We start from the raw sequence: 23,761 nt of genomic DNA, 5'->3' as shown, positions 1-23,761 counted from the left end.
CGTCTTTTGGGGCATGATTGCACAAACAAGCTTTGGGAGGCCCGCATGGCGCGCGTATCTGTCGAATACAAAGACCACATTGCCCACGTCACACTGACCCGTGGTGACAAGATGAACGCGCTGGATGATGCCATGATCAAAGCGATCCTGTCCGCCGGGCAAGAGGTTGCCGCCTCGGACGCCCGCGCGGTGGTGTTATCGGGCGAAGGCAAAAGCTTTTGTGCCGGGCTGGACATGGCCAGCTTTGCGTCCATGGCCCACAAGGACCCGACCGAATGGCTGATGGCGCGCAGCCACGAAGATGCCAACGAAATGCAGGAGCTTGCGCTGGTCTGGCGGCGCGTCCCGGTTCCGGTGATCTGTGCCATTAAGGGGGTGGCTTACGGCGGTGGGCTGCAAATCGCGCTGGGCGCTGATATTCGCATCGCCCATCCGGACAGCAAACTGGCGGTGATGGAGATGAAATGGGGCATTATCCCGGATATGGGTGGGATGCTTCTGCTGCCACACCTTGTCCGCTCTGACGTGCTGCGCCTGTTGACCTACACGGCGCGCCCGATCGGTGCACAGCAGGCCGCAGACTGGGGATTGGTCACCAAGCTTTCGGATGACCCGCAAACCGAAGCATTGGCTCTGGCCGAAAGCATTGCGAACCAAAGTCCCTCGGCCATCCGGGCCGCCAAGCGGCTGATCGACATTGCTGAAACTGAACCGCGCGCCGAAGTTCTACTAGCCGAATCCGCCGAGCAGGTGGAACTAATCGGTAAGCCGGATCAGATGGAGGTCGTGATGGCGCAGATGCAGGGCCGCACGCCCGAGTTCAAATGAATTCACCGCCCCTCACGCGGCTAATTTTGTACACAAAGCGTATCGATCAGATGGTGCGCTTTTACGAAACTCACTTTGGATACACAGCGTGCCAGATAGAAGGTGACCGGATCATCGAGTTGAAGCCCGGATCGAGCGGGGCGCATCTTCTGTTGCACCCGGCAGGCAGAGGCGCGCGCGAAGGTCAGGCTGTCGTTAAGCTGGTGTTCGACGTGGCGGATGTCCCGGCGTTTTGTGCTCAAGCCTTGCAGAAAGGTTTGACGTTCGGGGCAATTCACCAGGCAGACAGCTATCAGTTCGCAAACGCAAAAGACCCGTCCGGAAATTCAGTTTCTGTTTCTAGCCGGGCGTTTGTGCCTCGCGAATAACGCAGTAAGATCCGCCACACCCCGAGTATAGTACCAATCTGCATCTCAAGAACTTTACTGCGCTCTTCCGGTTGGAGTGGGCTGTTCAGGGCAACGCTAAAGTCGACTACCGCACCCGGTTCGATACCAAATAGGCAATTCCACCGGCCAGCAGACCCCAGACCGCTGCCCCCAGACCAAACACCGTGATCCCCGAGGCGGTGATCGCAAAGGTCAGCATCGCGGCTTCGCGCTCCGCTGGAACTTCAAGCGCCGCAAAGATCGAATTGGCCAACACACCGATCAGCGCAACCCCTGCCAGTGTTCCCATCAACAGCGGGTCGGCATGGGCGGCAAAGCCTGTGATCGCCACGGCAAAGACTCCGAACAGGCAGTAGAACACTCCGCCCATGATCGCGGACCAATAGCGCAGGGCAGGGTCAGGATGGCTGTCTTCATTGGAGCACATCGCAGCGGTGATCGCGGCAAGGCAGGTGGCGGGTGCGCCGAACGGAGCCGATAAAAGGCTGGCTCCGCCGACGGCTGAAAACAGACTGCCTGTGACCGGCGCATAGCCAAAGCTGCGCATGACGGCGATGCCGGGGATGTTCTGAGTTGCCATCGTAACGATAAACAGCGGCACGCCGATCCCGATGGCCGAGGACAGTGTGAATGTCGGGGGTGTCCAGATCGGGGCCGCCACCAGACGCTCGGGCATGATCGTTGCGTCCCCTGCGTTGACAATAACAACTATTGCTGCCGCGATGACCGCAGCGGGAACCGCAAATAGTCGATTGAACCGTCCGGCAATGAACCATGTCAGGATCACAGGCATCGCCTGCCAGGGTATCTCAACCGCTGCTTTGAAAGGTAGAATGCAAAGAGGCATCAGCACCCCGGCCAGCATCGCCTGCGCCAGCGTCGTGGGGATTGCCGCGGCCAGCCGCCCCAACGGCTTCCACAGCCCGGCCATGACTGTCAGCGCACCGGCACACAGGAAGGCTCCGATGGCGCCCGAGAACCCCTCGGCTGGCGCCGCTGAGACGGCCAACAGGGCAACACCGGGTGTCGACCACGCCACGCTGATCGGCAGCTTGTACCAAAGGCTTAGAACGACGGCTGCCAGACCCATGGCAATGGCCGCACTCATCAGGCCCGAGGCGGCTTCGGACGGTGACGCACCCATCGCGCCCAACCCCTGCAGCACAATGGGGAAGGAACTGAAAAAGCCCACAACCGCCACTACCAGCCCGGTTGAGACGGTTTGCATCGGAGGAAAGGTCTGCGCCATCACGCCCTCGAAACTGCCACCCGCACTTGCTAACAATCGCAAGCTGTCAGAAACAAGGTCAAAAGCGTCAGGGGAACAGAAAACCCCGCCAGCAAAAGCGGCAGGGTTTGGAATTTGAGTACTTGGAAAAAGATGAAGATCAGGCGATTTCAGCCAGACGGGCCAGCGCTTCGTTCAGCTTTGCCTCTTCCTCTTCGCGCGCGGCGAGGTTGGCTTTGGCTTCCGCCACAACCTCTTCCGGGGCCGAAGCCACGAATTTCGGGTTGTTCAGACGACCGCGCAGACCGCCGAGTTCCTTAGCCAGCTTGCCCTTGGCTTTCTCCAGCCGTTCCTTTTCGGTACCGATATCGATGATATCCGCCAGCGGCAGGCCGAAGGATGCGCCGGGGGCGGCGATCGAAATGGTGCCTTTGGGCAACTCATCTGCTTTTGTCAGACTATCGATCCGCGCCAGTCGTTTGATCAGCGCTTCGTTGCGGTCCCAAGCGGCTTGGCCATTGCCGTCGATCTCGGTCACCAGCATCGGCACATAGAGGCCAGCGGGAACCCGCATCTGCGCGCGGGCCGAGCGGGTGTTTTCGATCACTGAGATCACCCAGTTCATTTCACGATCTGCGTCGGTGTCGATCAGGTCGGCGGCCGTGTAAGTCGGCCAGTCGGCGTGAACGACCATCTTGGCACGGATGCCGGTCAGGCCCCAGAGTTCTTCGGTGACGAAGGGCATGATCGGGTGCAGCAACACCATGCACTGATCCAGAACCCAGCGCATGGTGGCGCGGGTCTCGGCCTGTGCCTCGGCATCATCGCCTTGCAGCAGTGGCTTGGACAGCTCCACATACCAGTCGCAGACCTTGCCCCAGACAAAGGCGTAAAGCCCGTTCGCCGCGTCGTTGAAGCGATAGCTTTCCAATGCAGCGTCGACTTCTTCCCGCACGCGGGCAGTTTCGCCGATGATCCAGCGGTTCACTGCGGCCTTGGGCTTCAGATCGGTGACGTCCAACTGCGGAACGGCGTCGGTGAAGACCTCGTTCATCTCGGCAAAGCGGACGGCGTTCCACAGCTTGGTGCCGAAGTTGCGATAGCCGGTGATCCGCTCTTTGGACAGTTTCAGCACGCCGCCAACCGCCGCCATCGAGGCGTTGGTAAAGCGCAGCGCGTCGGCACCGAATTCGTCCACGATCTCCAGCGGGTCGATGACGTTGCCGGTGGTCTTTGACATCTTCTTGCCCTTCTCATCGCGGACGAGCTGGTGCAGGTAGACGGTGTGGAACGGGATTTGATCAACCACGGCCAGTTGCATCATCATCATCCGGGCGACCCAGAAGAACAGGATGTCGAAGCCGGTGATCAGAACATCCGTGGGGAAGTAGCGTTCCAATTCCTCGGTCTGCTCGGGCCAGCCCAGCGTGCCGATGGGCCAGAGGCCGGACGAGAACCAGGTGTCGAGGACGTCGGGATCGCGCCAAAGACCAATAAGTGTGACATCATCAAGGCCTTCCGAGGCTGCTCTATTTTCGACCTCAACGCCATTATCGAGTTCGTCGCCACCTATCCCATTGGAGCGGTAATACTCCATCGCGGCTTTCTCAGCTTCCTCAAAGGAGGGGGCGCAGAAGGCAACAACGGCGTCCGGTTCGTAGGAGAGTTCGGAAAGCTTGGCAGTCGTGTATTCGACATAGTCAGGAGTAGCGTCGACAACTCCCGGCCCATACCAAACCGGAATCTGATGCCCCCACCACAGCTGGCGCGAGATGCACCAGGGTTCGATGTTTTCCAGCCAGTGGTAATAGGTCTTCTCGCCCGACTCGGGGATGATCTTGACCGTGCCGTCCTTGACCGCATCTAGCGCGGGGCCGACGACCTTGGCGGCGTCGACAAACCACTGGTCGGTGAACATCGGCTCGATCACGACTTTCGAGCGGTCGCCGAAGGGCTGCATGATCGGCTTGCTCTCGACCAGCGGGACCAAAGCCGCCGGATCGTCATGCTCGCCCAGTTTGGTGCCCAGAACCGGATTGTCGGCGCGGGTCATCACCGCCAGGCCATCTGCGGTAATCTCTTCGACCACCTTTGCCCGTGCCTCGAACCTGTCCAGCCCGCGCAGGTGATCGGGGATCAGGTTGACGGCGTCGATCTCATTCTCGGTGAACGCTTTGCCGCGTGCGTATTCCTGCGCTTTGCCCGCCTCTTCGGCATAGGGGGCACCGTCGGCCCGCATCGCGCCGCGTGTGTCCATCAGGCGGTACATCGGAATACCGCCGCGCTTGGCGACCATGTTGTCGTTGAAGTCATGCGCGCCGGTGATCTTCACCGCGCCCGAACCAAAATCGGGGTCGGGATAGTCATCCGTGATGATCGGAATCTGACGGCGATGCTCTTTGGGACCAACCGGAATTTCACACATTTTCCCGATGATTGGCGCATAACGTTCATCTGACGGATGAACCGCAACCGCGCCGTCACCCAACATGGTTTCGGGGCGTGTCGTTGCTATGGAGATGTAATCCCGTTCTTCACGGAAAATCACATTCCCATCTTCATCTTTTTCCAAATACTCATATGTCTCACCACCCGCCAAGGGGTACTTGAAGTGCCACATATGCCCGGCGACTTCGATATTCTCGACCTCAAGGTCCGAGATCGCGGTTTCGAAATGCGGGTCCCAATTGACCAGCCGTTTGCCACGATAGATCAGGCCTTTTTCGTACATCTCCACGAAGACTTTAATGACCGCGTCATGGAAGTTCGCCGAGTTCTCGTGGCCTGTGCGCGGGTCACCCGGCGCGCCCGCCATGGTAAAGGCGTTGCGCGACCAGTCGCAGCTGGCGCCCAGACGCTTGAGCTGTTCGATGATCGTGCCGCCGTATTCGCCTTTCCATTCCCAGACTTTCTCAAGGAATTTCTCGCGCCCAAGTTCCCGCCGGCCTTCGTTGCCTTGCGCCGCCAGCATCTTTTCCACCTGCATCTGCGTGGCGATGCCTGCATGGTCCTGACCGGGCTGCCACAGCGTGTCGAACCCGCGCATCCGGTGCCAGCGGATGAGAACATCCTGAAGCGTGTTGTTGAACGCGTGCCCCACATGCAATGCGCCCGTCACATTGGGCGGCGGGATCATGATGGTAAAGCTTTCGTCGCGTGAGCGGTTCGCGCCTGCCTTGAAGGCTCCAGCCTGTTCCCAGGCCTTATAGATACGGGCCTCGGCGTCAGCCGCGTTGAATGTCTTTTCCATCGCCATAGGATGCGTCCTGCGTCAACAAATTCGGGTCAGCGCCTGCAATAGCGAATGGTTGCGGGAAGGGGAAGGGCGACTATGCGCTCAGGTCATCCCAAAGCGCGCTTTGAAATACGTGTCGACCTTCTGATAGGCCGGTTCGTGGAAATGCAGCGTCAACAGGGAATGACCCTTTCCAGGGAATTCGACCGTTTGCACCAGCCCACCAAACGCGTTTTCCAGAGCATGCATCAACCGCTGAGGCGACATCTTATCTTCAGCATATCGCATGGCCAGAGCGGGACCTTTCGCGGTCATGCCTGATGAGGCTTCACCGATGTCATGTTTGCTCATATGCAGCTTGTCACCGCCTAGTAGCGGCAAGGCAGGCTGGCTGGCCACGCCACCCAGCACCGCATCCTCGGCCATCAGGGTCAGGGCGAAACTGCCCGTCAGACACATGCCGATAACGCCCACACCCTTGCTGCCTTCGCGATCTCGGATGTCGCGGGTCAGCGCCCGCATCCATCCTGATATCGGGCTTTCGCGACCTTTCAGAAACATATTGATCTCACGCCGGACGCAAAACAGGCGGGCAAAGTTCTTTGCGGTTTCTGTTTTGCCAAAGGTGCCAAACAGATGTGGCAGATACACCCGAAAACCGGACGCATTCAGTCGCTGCGCAAGTTCAAGCGTCTCGGTGCCGATCCCCGGCAATTCCTGCAGGATCATGATGGGGGGACCTTCGCCGCCAACGTAAACGTCATGGGTGGTTTCAATCCCCGTGGTCAGGGGGGCGGTGAACGGGAAAACGGTATCATGTGTCCAGGTCATAGGGTTCAGGCTAGCCCAACTGGATGCTTAGGGAAACGAATTTCCCAGCCTGCGTCTGGACATCCCAATCGCGCGGGCTAGGCTCGCCCAAAGATCGTGCAGAAGGGATGCCCCGTGGAGAAATTCGGCAAAAGCCAACCTGTAAAACGGACCGAAGATCAACGGTTTCTGACCGGGCAAGGCCACTATATGGATGACGATGTGCCGGAAAATGCTCTGTTCGCAGCCTTTTTTCGCAGCACAGTGGCTCATGGCGAAATCACCTCTCTGGATCTCGATGCCGCACGTGCTGCAGATGGTGTGCGGCTAGTCATGACGCTGGAGGATCTGGTTGAGGCCGGCATCGATACGGTTTTGAATGCCGCTATTGTAGACAACCGCGACGGAACAAAAGCGGCGGCCCCCGATCGCCATATGCTGGCCGACAAACGTGTTCGGTTCGTGGGCGAACCTGTGGCCGTGGTGATCGCTGAAACGCAAGTTCAGGCGCAGGATGCGGTGGAACAGATCTGGATGGACACACAAGACCTGCCCGCCAAACTCGATCTGGCAGCAGGCGGGGAACCTTTGCATCGCGAGGCTCCCGATAATCGCGCCTTTGACTGGGGCATGGGTGATGAGGCTGCGACCGAGGCAGCATTTCAATCGGCTGCCCATACCGTGGCGCTGAACGTGTTGGACAACCGGGTGATCATCAACTCGATCGAACCGCGTGGCTGTCAGGCCAATTGGGCAGATGGGCGACTGCACTTTGCCTACGGCGGGCAAGGTGTCTGGGCGATGCGGGCGCAGCTGTCCCAGAAGCTGGGGATTGATCTCGAAGACATCCGGGTCACGACCCCTGATGTTGGCGGCGGGTTTGGCATGAAGGTGATGCCGTATCCCGAATACTTCTCGGTCGCCGTTGCAGCGATGAAACTCGGCCAACCCGTTCACTGGATGTCGGATCGGTCCGAGGCGATGATGTCCGACCATCATGGTCGCGATCTGACCTCGCTAGCCGAGCTGGCGTTTGACGAAGACCACAAGATCACGGCCTACCGGGTTCACAGCAAATGCAACTTGGGCGCATACAACAGCCATTTTGGGCAGGCGATCCAGACCAACCTGTTCAGCAAGGTTCTGATGGGTGTTTACGACGTCCAGACCACCTATTTGCGCGTTGAAGGGATTTACACCAACACCACACAGGTCGATGCCTATCGGGGCGCGGGTCGGCCCGAGGCGATCTATGTCCTGGAACGCGTGATTGACCGGGCGGCGCGCGAACTGGATGTCGATCAATGGAAGTTGCGGCGTAAGAATTTCATCAGACCCGATGCCTTCCCTTACAAAACGGCGACAGACGAAACCTACGATGTGGGTGACTTTGACATGGTTCTTGGCCTTGCTGGGGATCAGACACAAGGGTTCCAGGCCCGCAAAGCCGAAGACGCCGAGCGTGGCCTGATCCGCGGGCAGGGCCTGTGTTACTATATCGAAAGTATTTTGGGAGACCCTTCTGAAAACGCCAAAGTGGAGTTTTGTGAGGATGGAACGGTGAACCTGTGTGTCGGGACACAATCGAACGGGCAGGGCCATGAAACGGTCTATGCCCAGTTCCTGTCCGACCAGACCGGCATACCCGTCGATCGGATCACCATCGTGCAGGGCGACAGTGATCGGCTGACACATGGGGGCGGTACGGGTGGATCCCGTTCGGTGACGGTTCAAAGTACTGCGACGCTAGTGACAATCGACAAAATGATTGCCGCATTCATGCCCTACCTTGCGGATAAGATGGGGGTCGAGGAAAATGATATGACCTTCGACCATGAGACCTTTCGCGCGTCTGGATCAAACCTGACGCCCACCTTGACCGAAGCCGCCGATATGGCGCGCGCCGATGGCCGTACCGACCTGCTGCAGCACGAGGCGCGCGCGAACCTGGATGCGCGCAGCTATCCGAACGGGGCACATGTTGCCGAAGTCGTGATTGATTCTTACACCGGTGAGGTGGCAGTGGATCGATATATCGTCGTGGATGATTTTGGCAATCTTATCAATCCAATGCTGGCCGAAGGGCAGGTCCATGGCGGGGTGGTTCAGGGCATCGGTCAGGCCTTGCAGGAACGGGTTGTGCATGATGCAGATGGACAACTGCTCACGGCTTCGTTCATGGATTACGCCTTGCCCCGCGCTGCCGACGTACCCATGATTAAGTTTACCTCGGCACCGGTTCCGTCGACCTCGAATCCGATGGGAATGAAAGGCTGTGGTGAAGCCGGGACCGTCGGTGCGTTGGCTGCGGTGGCAAATGCGGTTCAGGATGCGCTCTGGGATTATGGGGTGCGACAGGCGGACATGCCTTTTACACCAGACAAAGTATGGGAATTGCTGAATAATGGTTCTGTCTCGGCTAAGTAGAAAGGTTCTGGGATGGCTTGGGCGACCGCTGCGGTCCGAGCACTCACCCGAGACGCGGCATCGCGAACCGGTCAGCCATGTGATCATCCTAGATGGCACGATGTCGACGCTCGAACCCGGCTTTGAAACACATGCCGGTCAAACCCTGCGGCTGAGTTGTGAGATGGGCAGCAAGGTTTCGGTTTTCTACGAGTCCGGGGTGCAGTGGGAAAGCTGGAAATCCTCGCTCGACGTAATGATGGGGCGGGGAATCAACCGACAGATCCGCCGCGCCTATGGCTATCTGGCCTCCCGCTACAAACCCGGCGACCGGATTTACTTCTTCGGCTATTCTCGTGGGGCTTATGGTGTTCGTAGTTTGGCTGGCGTCATCGACATGATTGGTTTGCTCAAGGCTGACCACGCGACAGAACGCAACATCAAGCAGGCTTACCGGCACTATGAATGCAACACGGGCAGCGCGGCGGCTGCCGAATTCCGTCGTCGGTTCTGCCATGAGGATGTGGCGATCGAGATGGTTGGTGTCTGGGATACGGTCAAAGCGCTTGGCCTTCGCCTACCGCTGCTGTGGCGTTGGGCCGAGGGACGCCATGCCTTTCACAACCACCAACTGGGCCCTGCGACGCGTCACGGATATCACGCCATGGCGCTGGATGAGACCCGCGAGGTTTACGAGCCAGTGCTTTGGACTTGTACGCCGGATTTCCAGGGCCATGTCGAACAGGTCTGGTTTCGTGGGACCCATGGCGATGTCGGTGGGCAACTGAACGGGTTCGAAAACGCCCGCCCGCTCAGCAACATTTCCCTGATCTGGATGCTGGACAAGGCGGAACGGCATGGCCTTCCGCTGCCCGAAGGCTGGCGCGACCGCTTTCCAACCTCGGCAGCCGCACCTTCCGTTGGAACTTGGCGGGGCTGGGGCAAGATTTTCCTGCTGCGCAAACACCGAAAAATGGGTCGGGACCGTTCAGAAAAGCTGCATGTTTCGGTCTCACCCGATGAATTGCCCCGTTGGGTCCCAATGCCGGATCTACCGTCGCACCCGGCGCAGTAGAATCAATTTGGAACGCAGACGTTACTGACAGGTTCGAATAGTAAGTTCGGGCGAGCTACTAGATCGAACCGCCATCTTCTGGGAGACCAGTTGTAGATCTTCTGACCTTCGAGGTGATCGACAATCATCAGACCGTGAAAGAACCATTCCGACGTGGATTTGTAACCGGTCTTCTCAGTATAAAATGAGAATCCACGCAGTTCGTGCAGTGTTTCGACCGGGGAATTCCGCGAATGATGGGCAATGCAGTATGGCGATCCATCGGCAATAAAACGTGCCTGGCCTAGGATCATCGGAACGGTCATAAGGCTCCAGAGCGCGGCGATTGTCGACACCGATATCCCGAGTTTCGCCACACGTGAAGGCCGGGGCTTTCCATCGTCCCCTGACCAAATAAGTATGCTGGAGGCGACGGCAATGGTCAGGGTTAGGCCATGCAATATCTGCGTGTCCGAAAACAGTGAAAAGACTCCAGCAGCAAGCGTCAAACAGAGGCCAGCGGCAACCAATAGAAAAGTGAACAACTTTGCGAAAACCGACGGAATCTGACGCAACCCAACTTGGGTCAGGAGGGCAATAAGCGCGGGCAGGCTCGGTGCGACCCAAGTTGCAAGATACAATCCAACGAAAAAAGGTGGAGGGGTATTCCCAACCAGATTAGGGGTGAACAACGATTGATCCAGCGGCTGCATATAGGCCGCGAAGATCAAAACTGCATAGGTGCAGAACAACACTTTCGGTTTCAGCAGGCGATCAATCAAAGCAGGTTTCAACTGGTACTGATCGCTGCGCTTCGAGCGCAGCTTCAATATCACGCGCCAAGTTTCGCGTTAGTGATAAGTCCGGCAACGCGTCGAGTGCAAAAAACGCAACTTCGCTTGTTTCTGTCCCGGTCTGCGGAACATTTGCGCCCACTTCGTCACATAGAAAGAACAGCTTGTAGAAATCCCGCGCATCTGCCGGGTAGGGATGCCGCGCCTTATGCCGCAGCGCGTATAGGTGTCGCGCTCGGACACGCAGCCCGGCCTCTTCCCAAACTTCGCGTTCAATGTTTTCTGCTGGAGAGCTGCCGATATCTGCGAATCCGCCCGGCATTGCCCACTTCCCGTCGCTCCGCTCGCGCACCAGCAAGATACGCCCATCCTTGATCAACGCGCCGCGAATATCGATGCTGGGCGTGGCATAGCCACCCGCGTGTTCGTAAATCAGCCCGTCGATCCGCGATAGGGGCACACGGCCTAAATCTGCCAGCATGGCAAGTGCCATCTGGGCAATCTCGTCATAGCGTTCGCGATCAAACGGGTCTTTGGTGAAATGCTGGCCGGTCTCGGCCAGCGCTAGCAATCGTTTTGCCCGGGCCAGCCAGGTATCCTCCATCGCTGTCGGATCCTGGCGCATCGGCCTTAGCGCCGCCGGTCGCGGCGAGAGCTCATCGGTTGGAAGGCAACGCCCACATGCGCCTCGCAATAGGGCTTGCCGGCCTCAACGGGCAGGCCGCAGAACCAGAAATCCTCGGTCGCCGGGTCACCGACAGGCCACTTGCAGGTTTTCTCGGTCAGTTCCATCAGCGTCAGCTTCTTGGCCTTTTTCTCGATCTCATTAACCTTGGCTAAGGCTTCGGGGCTGATTTCGTTGGCCGAGGGCTGTGGCGGCAGGGGTTGACCGGCCGGAATGATCTGGCGGCGGGCGGGAATGGCCGGTTTCGCTTCGGGCGCCGGGGCAGGCCGCGCCGGTTCGGTCTTGGGCGCAGGCTTTGGTTTCGCCTCGGCTTTGGGTGCGGGCGCCGGTTTCTCTTTCGGCTCGGCCTTGGCCGGGCTTGCGCCGGTGGCCCGGTTCGACAGGCCCAGACGGTGCACTTTGCCGATCACCGCATTGCGGGTCACACCGCCCAGTTCCTTGGCGATCTGGCTGGCCGACTGGCCCTCGCCCCACATTTTCTTCAGCAGTTCTACGCGCTCGTCAGTCCAGGACATCGGTTGCCTTTCAAAAGCGGGAAAGCGGCCCCGGATTCGGGCCGCCTTCGGAATTCGTCTCAGCCCCCTATTCTAAACACTGCGGCCCGAGTTACAAGCAGTCTTCGAATCAGTTTGGGGGCAGAAGATGCAGATTCTCACCGATCAGTCAGAGCGTCGGTTCGGCGCGGTCAACTGGATGGGTCTCTATACGCTGGCTCAGCGCGAAACACTGCGTTTTCTGTCGGTTTGGACTCAGACCCTGATGGCGCCTTTGGTGACGGCCGGTTTGTTCCTGTTGATTTTCAATATTGCCATCGGGCCCAGCCGACCCGATGTGATGGGTGTGCCATTCCTGATCTTTCTGGCCCCGGGCATCATGATGATGACCGTGATCCAGAACGCCTTCGCCAACACGTCGTCGTCCATGGTGATTGCTAAGGTTCAGGGCAACATCGTTGACACGCTGATGCCACCTCTGTCGCCACTCGAAATCCTGTTGGGCTATCTGGCGGGTGGTGTTGTGCGCGGAGTGCTGATCGCCTGCGTTGTGGCCATCGCTTTGGCGTTGGTTCTTGGATTGGTGCCGCAACACCCCTTGATCGCGCTGATCTTTGTCATTTTGGGCGGTGCGTTCATGGGCGCGCTTGGGCTATTTGCAGGAATCTTTGCCAACAAGTTTGACCAGATGGCAGCGATCACCAATTTCATCGTCACCCCCTTGGCCTTCCTCTCCGGCACGTTTTACTCGGTCGAGGCCCTGCCGCCGCTGTTGAACCGGATCAGCCACGCAAACCCGGTTTTCTATCTGATCGACGGATTGCGCTATGGAATGATCGGTGTTTCTGACAGCGCACCTTTGCTGGGGTTTGCAGTCTGCAGCGGTGCCACCATTTTTGTATGCGCTGTCACGTGGCAGATGCTGCGCACTGGCTGCCGGCTCAAGGCCTAGACGCTTTCGGACCTGGCCAACCGTCCGCTATCTGATGCGGGCCTCACGCCAAACGAGGATCAGGCCGCCGGTCAGAATAATCGCTGACCCCACGATGCTAATGACATCGGGTATTACGCTGAAAATAACAAAATCATAAAGCGCCGCAAAGATCAGCGTTGCATAGCTGATCGGTGCGACAAAGGACGCATCTGCTCGCGCCATGCCGTTGACGAAACAGGCCTGCGCGCAGGCCATCAGCACCCCGATACCCGCCAGCGCTGCCCATTGAGCGAGGGTCGGCATCTGAAACACGAAACTCACTGCGACGGTGGCAATAGCCAACCCCATCGCGTTATTGACCAGCAGGATCTGGATCGGAATTTCCCGGCCCGACAGCTTTTTGATAAAAATCAGCTCCATCCCAATCACCACCGCAGCCGTCAGCGCTAGCAGCGCCGCGGGCTGAAAGCTGTCTGGTGTCGGCCTCAGCAAGATAAGCGCACCGGCTAGGGCCACGGCTGCGGCCAGCCATCGCCAAGGGCCAACCCCCTCTTTCAGCAGCGGGATAGCCAGTAGCATCGCAAAAACCGGGTTCAGAAAGGAGATCGCTGTGGCATCCGCCATCGGAATGAACGCAACCGAGGCAAAAATCAGCGTAATGCCCAGCCAGCCAAAACTTGTCCTCCCGATATGCAGCCCCCAATGTGGGCGCCGTAGCGTTGGGCGCAGTACCGCAACCGCGCAGAGGATCATTAAAAACGCGAACATGAAACGGCCATGGCTGATTTGCATCGGATGCAATGGCGGGCCTAATGTGTCCGTTCCCAATGCTTTGGCCAAGAGCGTGGTGCTGGCCAGAAACGCACTGGCGACAAAGATGAGCAATGCGGCAAGGGGCGGATTATGGCTTTTTGGAACAAACATGCGCAAGCGGTGCGGCAGTGCGTTGCAAATGGCAAGCCGAAAAACATGCGCCGCGACGCCTCAGCCGTTTATTTGCATTAAACAAAATTCGGGGTTTCCAGATTGTGCGCACCCCGCTATACGGCCTGCATGATCAAACTCGCATATATCCTGCGCCTCCGACGCCGACGCTTTGCCGCGTAACCGGCCCGTTTGATCCATTTGCGCCGCCCAATTGGCGCAAACTCCACCAAATCAGTTGACGAACCCGGCCTCAGTGTATCAGTCACGAGGTCGAACCTACCTGAAAAGGATGATCCGATGATCCCGTCCGTTCTGCCGACCTATAACCGTGCGCCCCTGACATTTGTGAAGGGCGAAGGCGCCTGGCTGACCGAAGCAGACGGCCGACGTTTTCTGGACCTCTGCGCGGGCATCGCGGTGAACGCGCTGGGCCATGGGCATCCGGCGTTGGTGGCGGCGCTGACGGAACAGGCGCATACGCTATGGCATGTGTCGAACCTGTACAACATCCCGCAGCAACAGGCGCTGGCGGACAAGCTGGTGGAACACACCTTTGCCGACACTGTATTCTTTACCAACTCGGGTACGGAAACCTGCGAATTGGCTGTGAAAATGGCCCGCAAGTATTTCTATGACAAAGACCAGCCCGAGCGGGTCGAGATCATCACCTTTGACGGCTCGTTTCACGGCCGCTCCTCAGCCGGTATCGCCGCCGCCGGGTCCGAGAAGATGACCAAGGGGTTCGGCCCTCTGTTGCCAGGTTTTGTCCATCTGGCCTTTGGTGATCTTGACGGCGTCACCAACGCCATCACCGACCAGACCGCCGCAATCCTGATCGAACCCATCCAAGGCGAAGGCGGCATTCGCCCCGTCCCTGACGCCGAACTCAAAGCCCTGCGCCAGATTTGCGATGATAACGGACTGTTGCTGATCCTCGACGAGGTGCAATGCGGTGTTGGTCGGACAGGCAAGCTGTTTGCTCATGAATGGGCCGGCATCACACCAGATATCATGATGGTTGCCAAAGGCATCGGCGGAGGGTTCCCGCTCGGTGCAGTGCTGGCCACCGAAGACGCCGCCAGCGGAATGACCGCAGGCACTCACGGCTCGACCTATGGCGGCAATCCCTTGGGTTGTGCCGTGGGCAGCGCCGTGCTGGATCAGGTCGCGACACCTGCCTTCCTCGAAGGTGTGAACCGCAAAGCGGGCTTGTTCCGCCAAAAACTCGAAGGCCTGATCGCGGATCACCCCGAGGTTTTCGAAGAGGTCCGCGGTGCGGGCCTTATGCTGGGTCTCAAATGCAAGGCACCCAACCTGGATGTGGTCAACGCCGGCTATGATAATAAGGTCATCGTCGTCCCTGCGGCCGACAACGTGATCCGCTTGCTGCCGCCGCTGACACTAACCGAAGATGACATCGCGCAAGCAGTGATCCGCCTCGACAAAGCCGCGACTCAGGTCGAGGCCACTCTTGAAATCGCCTGATCTTCACCTTTTCTGAAATACTCCGGGGGCCCGGGGGCAGCGCCCCCGGCCATCGATAGACAAAAGTGACAGAATATGAACCACTTTCTCGATATTCACAAAACAGACGCAGCAGAATTGCGGACTATGATTGATCAGGCTGGTGCGATGAAACGGGCCCGCCTGGGTCGCCCCAAAGCCGCACCTGATGACGACCAACCTCTGGACGGTCGCATGGTGGCTCTGATCTTTGAGAAGCCGTCGACCCGGACCCGCGTCTCGTTTGATGTGGGTGTGCGCCAGATGGGCGGTCAAACCATGGTGCTGTCGGGTAAGGATATGCAGCTGGGCCATGGCGAAACCATCGCTGATACGGCGCGTGTGTTGTCGCGCTATGTCGATATGATCATGATCCGGACCTTTGATGAAACCATCCTGACCGAGATGTCGGAATACTCCGATGTGCCCGTGATCAACGGCCTTACTGACCGCACGCATCCCTGCCAGATCATGGCCGACGTGCTGACGTTTGAGGAACATCGCGGACCGATTGCAGGTAAAAAAGTCGTCTGGACTGGCGACGGCAATAATGTCTGTGCCTCGTTTCTGCACGCCGCAGGTCAGTTTGGGTTTGATTTGACCTTTACCGGACCGTCGCAGCTTGATCCCGAGGAAGAATTCATCGGTCTTGCCCGTCAGAAGGGTTCAACGATTGTTGTTGAACGCGATCCGCACAAGGCGGTCGAAGGCGCGGATCTGGTGGTCGCCGACACCTGGGTTTCAATGCATGATTCCCAATCCGCCAAAGAACGTCGCCACAACATGCTGCGCCCCTATCAGGTCAATGCGGAACTGATGAGCCACGCCAAACCTGATGCGCTGTTCATGCATTGCCTGCCGGCCCACCGCGAGGAAGAGGCGACCTCCGAAATTATGGACGGCCCCAACTCGGTCATTTTCGACGAGGCCGAAAACCGCCTGCACGCCCAGAAGGCTGTGATGCGCTGGTGCTTGGGTGTTTAATCGAACCGGCGTGTTCTGATCACCCAGACGCGCAGGTCGGCGAGCGTCTTAATGCTCGCCGACAAGACCAATACGCACAGGGCTGTCTTGGTCATATTCTCCATGGTTCCTTCAATCAGCATCGCATGCACCACGCTGCCCAGAACGGTCACGCTGGTCAATGTCGTATGACCCAGCCGCCACGTCCGAAATCGCAAATGCAACCGACGACGTAAAAGCGCTAAAAATGCTGCTGCGAACAACGCCCACATGGCGATAACACCCCAGGCCGAAAACGGGGTGGGTGAGACAAACAAAAGCGCGTCGACCATATCCGGCGGGCTGGTGACCCACAGACCGGCCACATGGCCAATGATCGCGGTAACCAACGCTGCTCCGACCCATCGGTGAATGTAGTGGCTGTGGTATGCCGACAGTCCTGGCAGGTATCCGCCCGCCAGCAAAGGCTGCACCAGCAACAGAACCATACCGATGATCCCGGCAAACCCGGCCACGATGTACACCGGTGACCGCCATGCCAGAAACGGGCTGTATGCTGCGGCGGCAATTGGCACCACGGCGACAATTGCCAAAGCCCCCCAAATCAGAGTCCTACGCGTGCGGCTCACCGAAATTCGTCCGCTGCGGTCAGGCCGGTTGCAGCACGAAATGTGCACTCAGTGTTTTGTCTTTGGAACTCGACATAACCGGGCGCAAGAACACGGTTTCATACTCTGCGCTGTCATAGGCCAGATGCCCATGCGGTTGACCAAAGGCCGGCACGATCTGCGGCATCTCAAGCCGGAATTCTCCGTTTGCGTCGGTTAGGGTTGCGCCATGGCTCTGCGGGTCGCGCTCATACCCTTCGGTCGTATGTGCCCAAATCTGAATGCGCTGTCCTGACAATGGTGCGCCATCTCCGGCGCGCCGGACGGTTCCTGTCATCCAGAATCCGCCACCGCCGATCCGGTCCACGATGGGTGCGCCGGGGCGATAGTTGTTGGACCCACCCCGCATCGATGGCGTCGGGGCCAGACCCGACGCATGCGCGGGAAGCAGCAACCCCGATGTCAACACAGCCCCTCCGGCGGCGATCAAAGAACGACGAGTGATTGGAGCACCAGACATAGAAATCTCCTGTAATGCGTGACGACCCTGACCCTTAAGATAGGAGCAGGTACATCCAGAAACAAATAATAGTGCGATGGTTACCTTTTCCGAGCCTGAACCGGTTGTGGGCTATCCAGCCTTTGCCCTGATGATCGCGGGGCAGGGCCGGTGGCCTGAATTTCTTTGACGGTCTGCCTGTGCGATGCAATCCTCACCACCACCCAAGTGAACACACCGGAAAGGGTGCCGTATGACTTCTCCAGCCTCAATCTCAGACGAAGACATCGCTGCGTTCCGGCGCGATGGTGCGGTCGTGCTGCGCTCCAGGTTTACCTCCGACTGGTTGTCTCTGCTGCGCGAAGGTATCGACGCTGATCTTGCAACACCGACTGACAATTTCACGCGCCACACCAAAGACCCTGATGCTCCGGCCTATTTCGAAGATTACTGGGCCTGGAACAAGATCCCGCAATTTGACGAGTTTGTCCGGAAGTCCCCATGCGCACCACTTGCCGCACAGCTGCTGGCTGCCCCTTCGGTCAATCTTGTGATGGATAACTGGTTCCTGCGCGAAGCCGGTTCAACATCGCGCCCGCCCTTCCATCAGGATCTGTCCTATTTCGATTTTGAAGGCACGATGTGTGTCCTCTGGCTGCCGCTGGAACCGGTGAGCAAGGATAACGGCATTGCCTTTGTGAAAGGATCACATCTGTGGGAAAAGCTGTTCATGCGGGTGCGCTTTGCCGATGGGCATCCCAGTTATGAACCCACCGAAGTCGCGGGCCAAACCTATCATCCGCCCCCCGACATCAACGCTGACCCAACGGCCTATGACCTGCTGCAATGGGATATGGATCTTGGCGACTGCATCTTTTTCGACATGCGCACGCTGCATGGAGGGTTGTCTTCAACCACCCCATCCGAAACCGTGCGCCGGTTCACCCTGCGCATGACGGCACCCGATGGCATGATCCGCTATCGCGGTGATTGGGCCAAAGATGAGCGTGCACAATTCGAAGCCGCAGGCTATCGCGAAGGAGATCGGATTGCCGGCTCGTTTTTTCCGCAGCTCTGGCCTCGCTAGCGCGGCCCGTATCGCATTTTGATTGTGCGAAATTGCGCTTTACTTGCCGTTGATCGGCAATATCTCATGCATGATCGAACGATGCGCCATTTCGGCCCGTCGGCACCTGAGGGAGAGCAGGCATGAGTTGGAACCCAACCCACAACCCGGATTGTACGTCCGAGAATTCGGCACTCGCCACCCTGATCATTCCACGTGCCCGCGATCTGGGCGGCTTCGAAGTGCGCCGCGCATTGCCTTCGGTCAACCGCCAACTGGTTGGTCCATTTATCTTTTTCGACCAAATGGGGCCCGCCGAATTCATCACCGAAGGCGGCATCGATGTCCGCCCGCACCCCCATATCGGGCTGGGCACCGTTACCTACCTATATCAGGGCGAGTTCGAACATCGCGACAGCCTTGGCACCCATCAGATGATCTACCCGGGTGAGGTCAACTGGATGGTCGCCGGGCGCGGCGTCACCCATTCTGAACGCACAAGTGACGAAACGCGTGGCAAAAGGCACAGCCTTTTTGGCATCCAGACGTGGATTGCCCTGCCCGAAGCGCATGAGGATATGGCCCCCGATTTCGAACACCACAAGCAGGGCGCGCTGCCCCATATTCAGGACACGGGCGTCAGCGCACGGCTGATTTTGGGCTCGGCCTATGGTGAGAACAGCCCGGTGACCATGCTGTCCGACACGTTCTATCTCGACGTGCAACTGGGCCCGGCTGCATCGTTTCCTTTGCCAGATGATCACGAGGATCGCGGGGTCTATGTGACCGAAGGCTCGGTCGAGATTGCGGGCGATGTGTTTGACGCCGGTCGCATGATGGTGTTCCGGCCGGGCGACAAACTCTCGGTCAAGGCGGGGCCCACGGGTGCGCGCCTGATGCTTTTGGGCGGCGCGACCCTGAACGAAGATCGCTACATCTGGTGGAACTTCGTCTCATCCTCAAAAGAAAAGATCGAAACCGCCACCCGCGAGTGGAAAACTGCTGACTGGGCCAACGGAGCGTTCCACCTGCCGCCCGGCGACGATCAGGAATTCATCCCGATCTCGCCAGAGCTTGAACGCACAAAGCCAAGACGGGCGCGCTAAACGCCGAACCGTCAATTCCAGAGACGACCTCTGATACGGGCTCGAAGGTTTCGACTGTTAAGCGAACACTCGACCGGAAATCCTCGTTGCAAGATATGTCGGGGCTGATAGCTTTGGTTCGGTTGTTTTCTGGTCACAAGGACGAAATGCTGTGCTGTGTAAGTTTGGTGATGTCGAGGTCTGGAGAATCCTGGAAATCAACGGCCCGTTTTTGCCGCCAGAGGAACTATACCCCAACGCAGGGCCCGACGTTGCGGCGACAATTGAAAAGCACGTTCCAGGCGGCGTGTGCCCCCAATCGGGACGGCTTATTTTGCCCGTCCAAGGTTTTCTGCTGAAGACACCGGATCACAATATCCTTGTTGATAGCTGTGTGGGAAATGACAAAACCATCCCGAAATACCCGGATTGGCACAAAAGATCCGGTACGCGGTTCGTGGCTGCGCTCACTGCGGCGGGCGTGACGTTTGAGGATATCGACTACGTGCTCTGTACGCATCTTCACGCCGACCATGTAGGTTGGAATACCAAACTTGAAGACGGTCGATGGGTCCCGACATTCCCAAATGCGCGCTACATCCTACCCACCGCTGATGAAGAGATGCAGCGACAGGGCGACGGCGATCTCTATTTGGAAAGCGTATTGCCCGTTGTCGAAGCGGGGCAGGCCGACATCGTCCAGCCCGGTCACAGGCTGGGCGACGAAGTATCGTTGATACCCACGCCGGGCCACACACCTGGCCACGTTTCCGTTCAGATCAGAAGCAAAGGCCATGAAGCCATAGTGACTGGCGATGCACTGCATTCAACGGCTCAATGCTGGCATCCCGATTGGCACTTCATCTATGACGCCGACATGGATCTGGCAAAATCCTCTCGCAGGCACCTGTTGGAGACCGCGTCTGAGGCAAATTGCATCGTATTGGGAAGCCATTTCATGCTGCCCTCTCTGGGGCGCGTAAAGGCCGATCAGGACGCGTTCAGATGGGACGAGCTTGAGTCTTAATCGCAATAGCCCGCGTCGCGGGCTATTGTCGCCTGTTTGCAAGGCATTAACGGAGTTGTTTGAAGACCCATGTCTATGGCAACAACCCAGCCCTCAACAGCAAGGAAAACTTCCATGAAGCTTGTCATCGCGGGTGCGGGTAGTATCGGGTGCTATTGCGGGGCATTGCTGGCCGCTGCCGGGCACGAGGTGACCCTCCTAGGGCGTGCCCGTGTGTTGGGGCCGATCCGGCAGCAGGGTCTGACCATCACTGACTATTCAGGACTGCGTCGCACGGTTCCTGCCAGCTCGATGATCCTTTCGGAGGATGCTGCCTGCCTTAGATCTGCCGATCTGGTGATTGTGACCGTGAAATCGGGCGCGACTGCTGAGATGGCCGAGTTGATCAAATTGCACGCGCCTGCACATGCAACGGTCCTGTCGTGGCAAAACGGGATGGAGAACGCCCGGACCCTGCGTTCGATCCTGCCCGATCACGACGTTCGGGCCGGTATGGTGCCGTTCAACGTGGTGCCAACGGACCCGGGCACTTACCACCGGGCCACATCGGGCGAGATCGTGATTCAGGCTGGCTCCGGTGATCTGGCCGGGCAACTCAGTAGTCCAGATCTGCCGGTCACCGCCAGTGATCAGATCGAAGCTGTGCAATGGGGCAAACTGGTGATCAATCTCAACAATGCCCTGAACGCGTTGTCCGGCCTGACGCTGGTGAACCAACTGATGGATCGCAATTGGCGTCGTTTGATGGCTGATCAAATGTCTGAGGCTCTTACCGTTTTGAAGGCGGCGGGCCATCCGGTTGCCTCAACCACGCCGCTGCCCGCGTGGATGACCCCTCATATCCTGCGCCTGCCGACTCCGCTGTTCAGCCGAGTTGCCGCGCGCATGCTGACCATCGATCCCAGCGCGCGCACCTCGATGGCTTATGATGTGATGGAGGGTCGCCCGACGGAAATCGACAGTCTTCAAGGTGAAATCACGCATCTTGGCCAGCAAACGGGCCTGCCGACGCCGATATGCTCTCGGGTGGCGGAATTGATCCGCCAAGCGCCTGAAACTCCGATGTTTCCGGATCAGATCAGGCCCTGATTGCAACACCCGTCTAGGCGATGCGCGATCTCTACGCGAACGCCGTCAGGATCAGGTAGATCATCGCCGACATCGACGCAGCGGCCGGAACGGTCACGATCCAGGCGGCAATAATGGTCATGAAATGCGACCGTCGCACCAGTTTTCGCCGCTGATACTCTTCGCGCGCCAAACGCAGCCCGGGCTGATTACGCCGGTTCGATTGCCATTCTCGATAGAACCCAACGCCAAAAACGGCACCCACCGCGATATGGGTAGAGCTAACCGGCAACCCAAGCCAACTGGCCAAAATCACGGTGATCGCTGCCGACAGGGCGACGCAAAACGCGCGTATCGGGTTCAGCTTGGTGATTTGGCGGCCAACCATCCGGATCAGCTTGGGCCCGAACAGGAACAGACCAAACGAAATTCCGAAGGCTCCGATGATCATTACCCATGTGGGAATAGGAACCTGCGCAGTGACGTCACCGAACTCGGCCGCGTGCACAATGGCTGCCAGAGGGCCCACGGCATTGGCCACGTCATTTGCGCCATGAGCAAAGCTCAGAAACGTGGCCGATATCACCAGTGGCAGACCAAACAGTGTTTTTAGCGAGCGTGTCCTGTTCTCCATCCCTTCAGATTTTCGCCGCACCCAAGGGACGGTGACTGTCCAGACCAGAAGCCCCGTGGCCACCCCGATCAGTAAGGCAATTTCAAGCTTGACGGTCACAACACGCTGCAGGCCCTTCACGGCGAGATAGATCACGAAAGCTGCGGCCATCAGCGCCACAAGGATCGGAACCCAACGTCGGGCGGCGGCGATCTTGTCGTCCCGAGACTGAATTTTTGCTCTGATCAGCGCCAGAAACCCGGCTGCGATTACACCGCCCAGAACGGGCGAGATCACCCAACTGGCGGCAATCGCGCTCATGGTGGTCCAATTGACCGCGCCCAGTCCCATTGCGGCGATCCCGGCGCCCATCACGCCGCCAACGACCGAATGTGTGGTCGAAACTGGCGCCCCGATCCAGGTCGCCAGATTGACCCACATGGCTGAAGAAATCAGCGCCGCCATCATGGCCCAGATCAGCACGTGGCTGTTTTCAACCGACATCGGGTCGATTATGCCGCCTGAGATGGTGGATACGACGTCACCCCCTGCCAGCAACGCACCTGCGCTTTCGGCGACAGCTGCGATCGCAATGGCACCGCCCATGGTCAGCGCGTTGGCACCCACCGCAGGGCCCATGTTGTTGGCCACGTCATTGGCGCCGATATTGATCGCCATGTAGGCTCCGAAAGCCGCCGCAGCTATGATAATGAAGCCGCCATTGGCCAGACCAAACAGCACCGCCGCGACCAGCCCGGCGACAGCCATGAACGCCAGTGCAATTCCGGGCGCAAGCAGGGGCCGGGCCACATGAGAGTTTGCGACCTCGACCCGCGAGATCCTGTGCAGGTCCGTGTCCAGCGTCTGCCAGCGTGGTTTTGCGTTCGAATTCGGCATCTGTTCAATCACGGCATTTGGGTAAACGCAGGCAGCTATAAGTTTACCACAGATGGGGCAACCTGCCTGCCATCAAGAAAATCAACGATGGGTTACATTTGCAGCAGCAGGGATTGCAGTTCCGGCTCGCGCACGCGCTTGGCGGCGACCGAGGGGGAAACCCAGCAGCGTTTGCGCTGATCCACCTCGGGATAGTCATCTGACAATTCACTGACCCTGATACGATAAACATTGGTCAAAACCGGCTGGGCCGACCCGTTGTTCAAGATCTTGTCGTAGGTATAGTGGCCCACCGGCTCCTTTTCGACGGCTTCAGCCCGCACTCCGGCCTCTTCCCACGCTTCCTGCGCGGCCGTTTCGGCGCCGTCCAGCCCGTCAATCGGCCATCCTTTGGGTATGATCCAGCGCCCGGTATCCCGGCTGGTGATCAGCAGCACATCTTCGCTCGCACCCTGCTTACGCGTGCACAACGCCGCAAACTGCACCCGCCGAGGGCGCAGGAACAGAGGTCGTCCGACCTCTTCCCAGATGTTTCGTAGCCATGAACTCATGTGTCGCGCGTCATGTTATTCGAACTATGTGAAGCCGAAGAGACATAGCAAGAGCAGGTCAAAAATTCAACGTTACCGCCGGAACTTGCCTGTTTTC

General features: G+C 58.5%; 22 protein-coding genes. 11 read left to right on the top strand and 11 right to left on the bottom strand.

Annotated elements, in window-relative coordinates; genetic code table 11:
• The first annotated feature begins 45 nt into the window (after positions 1 to 45).
• Both Q1B21_RS18700 and Q1B21_RS18695 read left to right on the top strand, forming a co-directional pair.
• On the top strand, positions 46 to 828 hold the full coding sequence (locus tag Q1B21_RS18700) for a crotonase/enoyl-CoA hydratase family protein (RefSeq protein WP_299892033.1): 783 nt from the start codon (positions 46 to 48) through the stop codon (positions 826 to 828).
• Entirely contained in the window at positions 825 to 1,196 is a 372-nt protein-coding gene (locus Q1B21_RS18695; RefSeq protein ID WP_299892030.1) for a VOC family protein, read from the top strand. Before Q1B21_RS18700 ends, Q1B21_RS18695 begins: the two co-directional genes overlap by 4 nt.
• 106 nt (positions 1,197 to 1,302) lie before the next feature.
• Here the strand turns inward: Q1B21_RS18695 and Q1B21_RS18690 are convergent, their stop codons facing one another.
• From Q1B21_RS18690 to Q1B21_RS18680, 3 genes are all read right to left on the bottom strand, one after another.
• The gene (locus Q1B21_RS18690) at positions 1,303 to 2,466 is read right to left on the bottom strand and encodes a benzoate/H(+) symporter BenE family transporter (RefSeq protein ID WP_299892027.1); all 1,164 of its coding nucleotides are present in this window, start codon (positions 2,464 to 2,466) and stop codon (positions 1,303 to 1,305) included.
• Between the two features lie 139 nt (positions 2,467 to 2,605).
• Entirely contained in the window at positions 2,606 to 5,701 is a 3,096-nt protein-coding gene (locus tag Q1B21_RS18685) for a valine--tRNA ligase (protein WP_299892024.1), read from the bottom strand.
• 81 nt (positions 5,702 to 5,782) lie between these two features.
• Positions 5,783 to 6,511 (bottom strand): dienelactone hydrolase family protein, encoded by a 729-nt coding sequence (locus Q1B21_RS18680; protein ID WP_299082731.1) that lies wholly within the window; start codon positions 6,509 to 6,511, stop codon positions 5,783 to 5,785.
• Positions 6,512 to 6,625: 114 nt separating this feature from the next.
• Between Q1B21_RS18680 and Q1B21_RS18675 the strand changes: the two genes are divergently transcribed.
• On the top strand, positions 6,626 to 8,917 hold the full coding sequence (locus tag Q1B21_RS18675) for a xanthine dehydrogenase family protein molybdopterin-binding subunit (protein WP_299892020.1): 2,292 nt from the start codon (positions 6,626 to 6,628) through the stop codon (positions 8,915 to 8,917).
• Positions 8,895 to 9,971 (top strand): DUF2235 domain-containing protein, encoded by a 1,077-nt coding sequence (locus Q1B21_RS18670; RefSeq protein WP_299892017.1) that lies wholly within the window; start codon positions 8,895 to 8,897, stop codon positions 9,969 to 9,971. Before Q1B21_RS18675 ends, Q1B21_RS18670 begins: the two co-directional genes overlap by 23 nt.
• A 2-nt stretch (positions 9,972 to 9,973) precedes the next feature.
• On the opposite strand, the gene Q1B21_RS18665 is transcribed toward Q1B21_RS18670, so the two are convergent.
• The 3 genes from Q1B21_RS18665 to Q1B21_RS18655 are packed head-to-tail and all read right to left on the bottom strand — an operon-like array spanning position 9,974 to position 11,944.
• The gene (locus tag Q1B21_RS18665) at positions 9,974 to 10,780 is read right to left on the bottom strand and encodes a hypothetical protein (RefSeq protein ID WP_299892014.1); all 807 of its coding nucleotides are present in this window, start codon (positions 10,778 to 10,780) and stop codon (positions 9,974 to 9,976) included.
• Complete coding sequence (locus Q1B21_RS18660) at positions 10,725 to 11,369, bottom strand: NUDIX hydrolase (RefSeq protein ID WP_299892011.1); 645 nt, start codon at positions 11,367 to 11,369, stop codon at positions 10,725 to 10,727. Before Q1B21_RS18660 ends, Q1B21_RS18665 begins: the two co-directional genes overlap by 56 nt.
• Before the next feature lie 5 nt (positions 11,370 to 11,374).
• Positions 11,375 to 11,944, bottom strand: a complete 570-nt coding sequence (locus Q1B21_RS18655; RefSeq protein ID WP_010441710.1) for a GcrA family cell cycle regulator — start codon at positions 11,942 to 11,944, stop codon at positions 11,375 to 11,377.
• Positions 11,945 to 12,071: 127 nt separating this feature from the next.
• Here Q1B21_RS18655 and Q1B21_RS18650 point away from each other — a divergent pair, with 127 nt between their 5' ends.
• On the top strand, positions 12,072 to 12,875 hold the full coding sequence (locus tag Q1B21_RS18650; protein WP_299892008.1) for an ABC transporter permease: 804 nt from the start codon (positions 12,072 to 12,074) through the stop codon (positions 12,873 to 12,875).
• Between the two features lie 27 nt (positions 12,876 to 12,902).
• Here the strand turns inward: Q1B21_RS18650 and Q1B21_RS18645 are convergent, their stop codons facing one another.
• Positions 12,903 to 13,781, bottom strand: a complete 879-nt coding sequence (locus Q1B21_RS18645; protein WP_299892005.1) for a DMT family transporter — start codon at positions 13,779 to 13,781, stop codon at positions 12,903 to 12,905.
• Positions 13,782 to 14,081: 300 nt separating this feature from the next.
• Here Q1B21_RS18645 and Q1B21_RS18640 point away from each other — a divergent pair, with 300 nt between their 5' ends.
• Together Q1B21_RS18640 and argF are read left to right on the top strand one after the other, a co-directional pair.
• Positions 14,082 to 15,269: an aspartate aminotransferase family protein gene (locus Q1B21_RS18640; RefSeq protein WP_299892002.1), complete on the top strand. Its 1,188-nt coding sequence runs from the start codon at positions 14,082 to 14,084 to the stop codon at positions 15,267 to 15,269.
• 75 nt (positions 15,270 to 15,344) lie between these two features.
• Positions 15,345 to 16,271, top strand: coding sequence for an ornithine carbamoyltransferase (argF, locus tag Q1B21_RS18635; protein WP_299891999.1), 927 nt, complete (start codon positions 15,345 to 15,347; stop codon positions 16,269 to 16,271).
• Here the strand turns inward: argF and Q1B21_RS18630 are convergent.
• Together Q1B21_RS18630 and Q1B21_RS18625 are read right to left on the bottom strand one after the other, a co-directional pair.
• Entirely contained in the window at positions 16,268 to 16,879 is a 612-nt protein-coding gene (locus tag Q1B21_RS18630) for a ferric reductase-like transmembrane domain-containing protein (RefSeq protein ID WP_299891997.1), read from the bottom strand. The genes argF and Q1B21_RS18630 overlap by 4 nt on opposite strands.
• A 19-nt stretch (positions 16,880 to 16,898) precedes the next feature.
• Entirely contained in the window at positions 16,899 to 17,378 is a 480-nt protein-coding gene (locus Q1B21_RS18625) for a twin-arginine translocation pathway signal (RefSeq protein WP_299082711.1), read from the bottom strand.
• A gap of 232 nt (positions 17,379 to 17,610) precedes the next feature.
• Between Q1B21_RS18625 and Q1B21_RS18620 the strand changes: the two genes are divergently transcribed.
• The 4 genes from Q1B21_RS18620 (at position 17,611) to Q1B21_RS18605 (ending at position 21,624) form a co-directional block, all read left to right on the top strand.
• Positions 17,611 to 18,444, top strand: a complete 834-nt coding sequence (locus Q1B21_RS18620; protein ID WP_299891995.1) for a phytanoyl-CoA dioxygenase family protein — start codon at positions 17,611 to 17,613, stop codon at positions 18,442 to 18,444.
• A 122-nt stretch (positions 18,445 to 18,566) separates the two neighbouring features.
• Positions 18,567 to 19,529, top strand: coding sequence for a pirin family protein (locus Q1B21_RS18615; protein WP_299891993.1), 963 nt, complete (start codon positions 18,567 to 18,569; stop codon positions 19,527 to 19,529).
• A gap of 151 nt (positions 19,530 to 19,680) precedes the next feature.
• Positions 19,681 to 20,535 (top strand): MBL fold metallo-hydrolase, encoded by an 855-nt coding sequence (locus Q1B21_RS18610; RefSeq protein WP_299891992.1) that lies wholly within the window; start codon positions 19,681 to 19,683, stop codon positions 20,533 to 20,535.
• Between the two features lie 114 nt (positions 20,536 to 20,649).
• Positions 20,650 to 21,624, top strand: coding sequence for a 2-dehydropantoate 2-reductase (locus Q1B21_RS18605; protein ID WP_299891990.1), 975 nt, complete (start codon positions 20,650 to 20,652; stop codon positions 21,622 to 21,624).
• 31 nt (positions 21,625 to 21,655) lie between these two features.
• Here the strand turns inward: Q1B21_RS18605 and Q1B21_RS18600 are convergent, their stop codons facing one another.
• Positions 21,656 to 23,113 (bottom strand): inorganic phosphate transporter, encoded by a 1,458-nt coding sequence (locus Q1B21_RS18600; protein WP_299891988.1) that lies wholly within the window; start codon positions 23,111 to 23,113, stop codon positions 21,656 to 21,658.
• A gap of 92 nt (positions 23,114 to 23,205) precedes the next feature.
• Complete coding sequence (locus Q1B21_RS18595) at positions 23,206 to 23,664, bottom strand: NUDIX hydrolase (protein ID WP_298936976.1); 459 nt, start codon at positions 23,662 to 23,664, stop codon at positions 23,206 to 23,208.
• Positions 23,665 to 23,761: the final 97 nt, after the last annotated feature.

The organism is uncultured Ruegeria sp. (genome assembly GCF_947504215.1).
Taxonomy (GTDB): domain Bacteria; phylum Pseudomonadota; class Alphaproteobacteria; order Rhodobacterales; family Rhodobacteraceae; genus Ruegeria.
The sequence above is the reverse complement of the archived record's forward strand: the minus strand, read 5'-3'. Positions and strand labels throughout refer to the sequence as shown.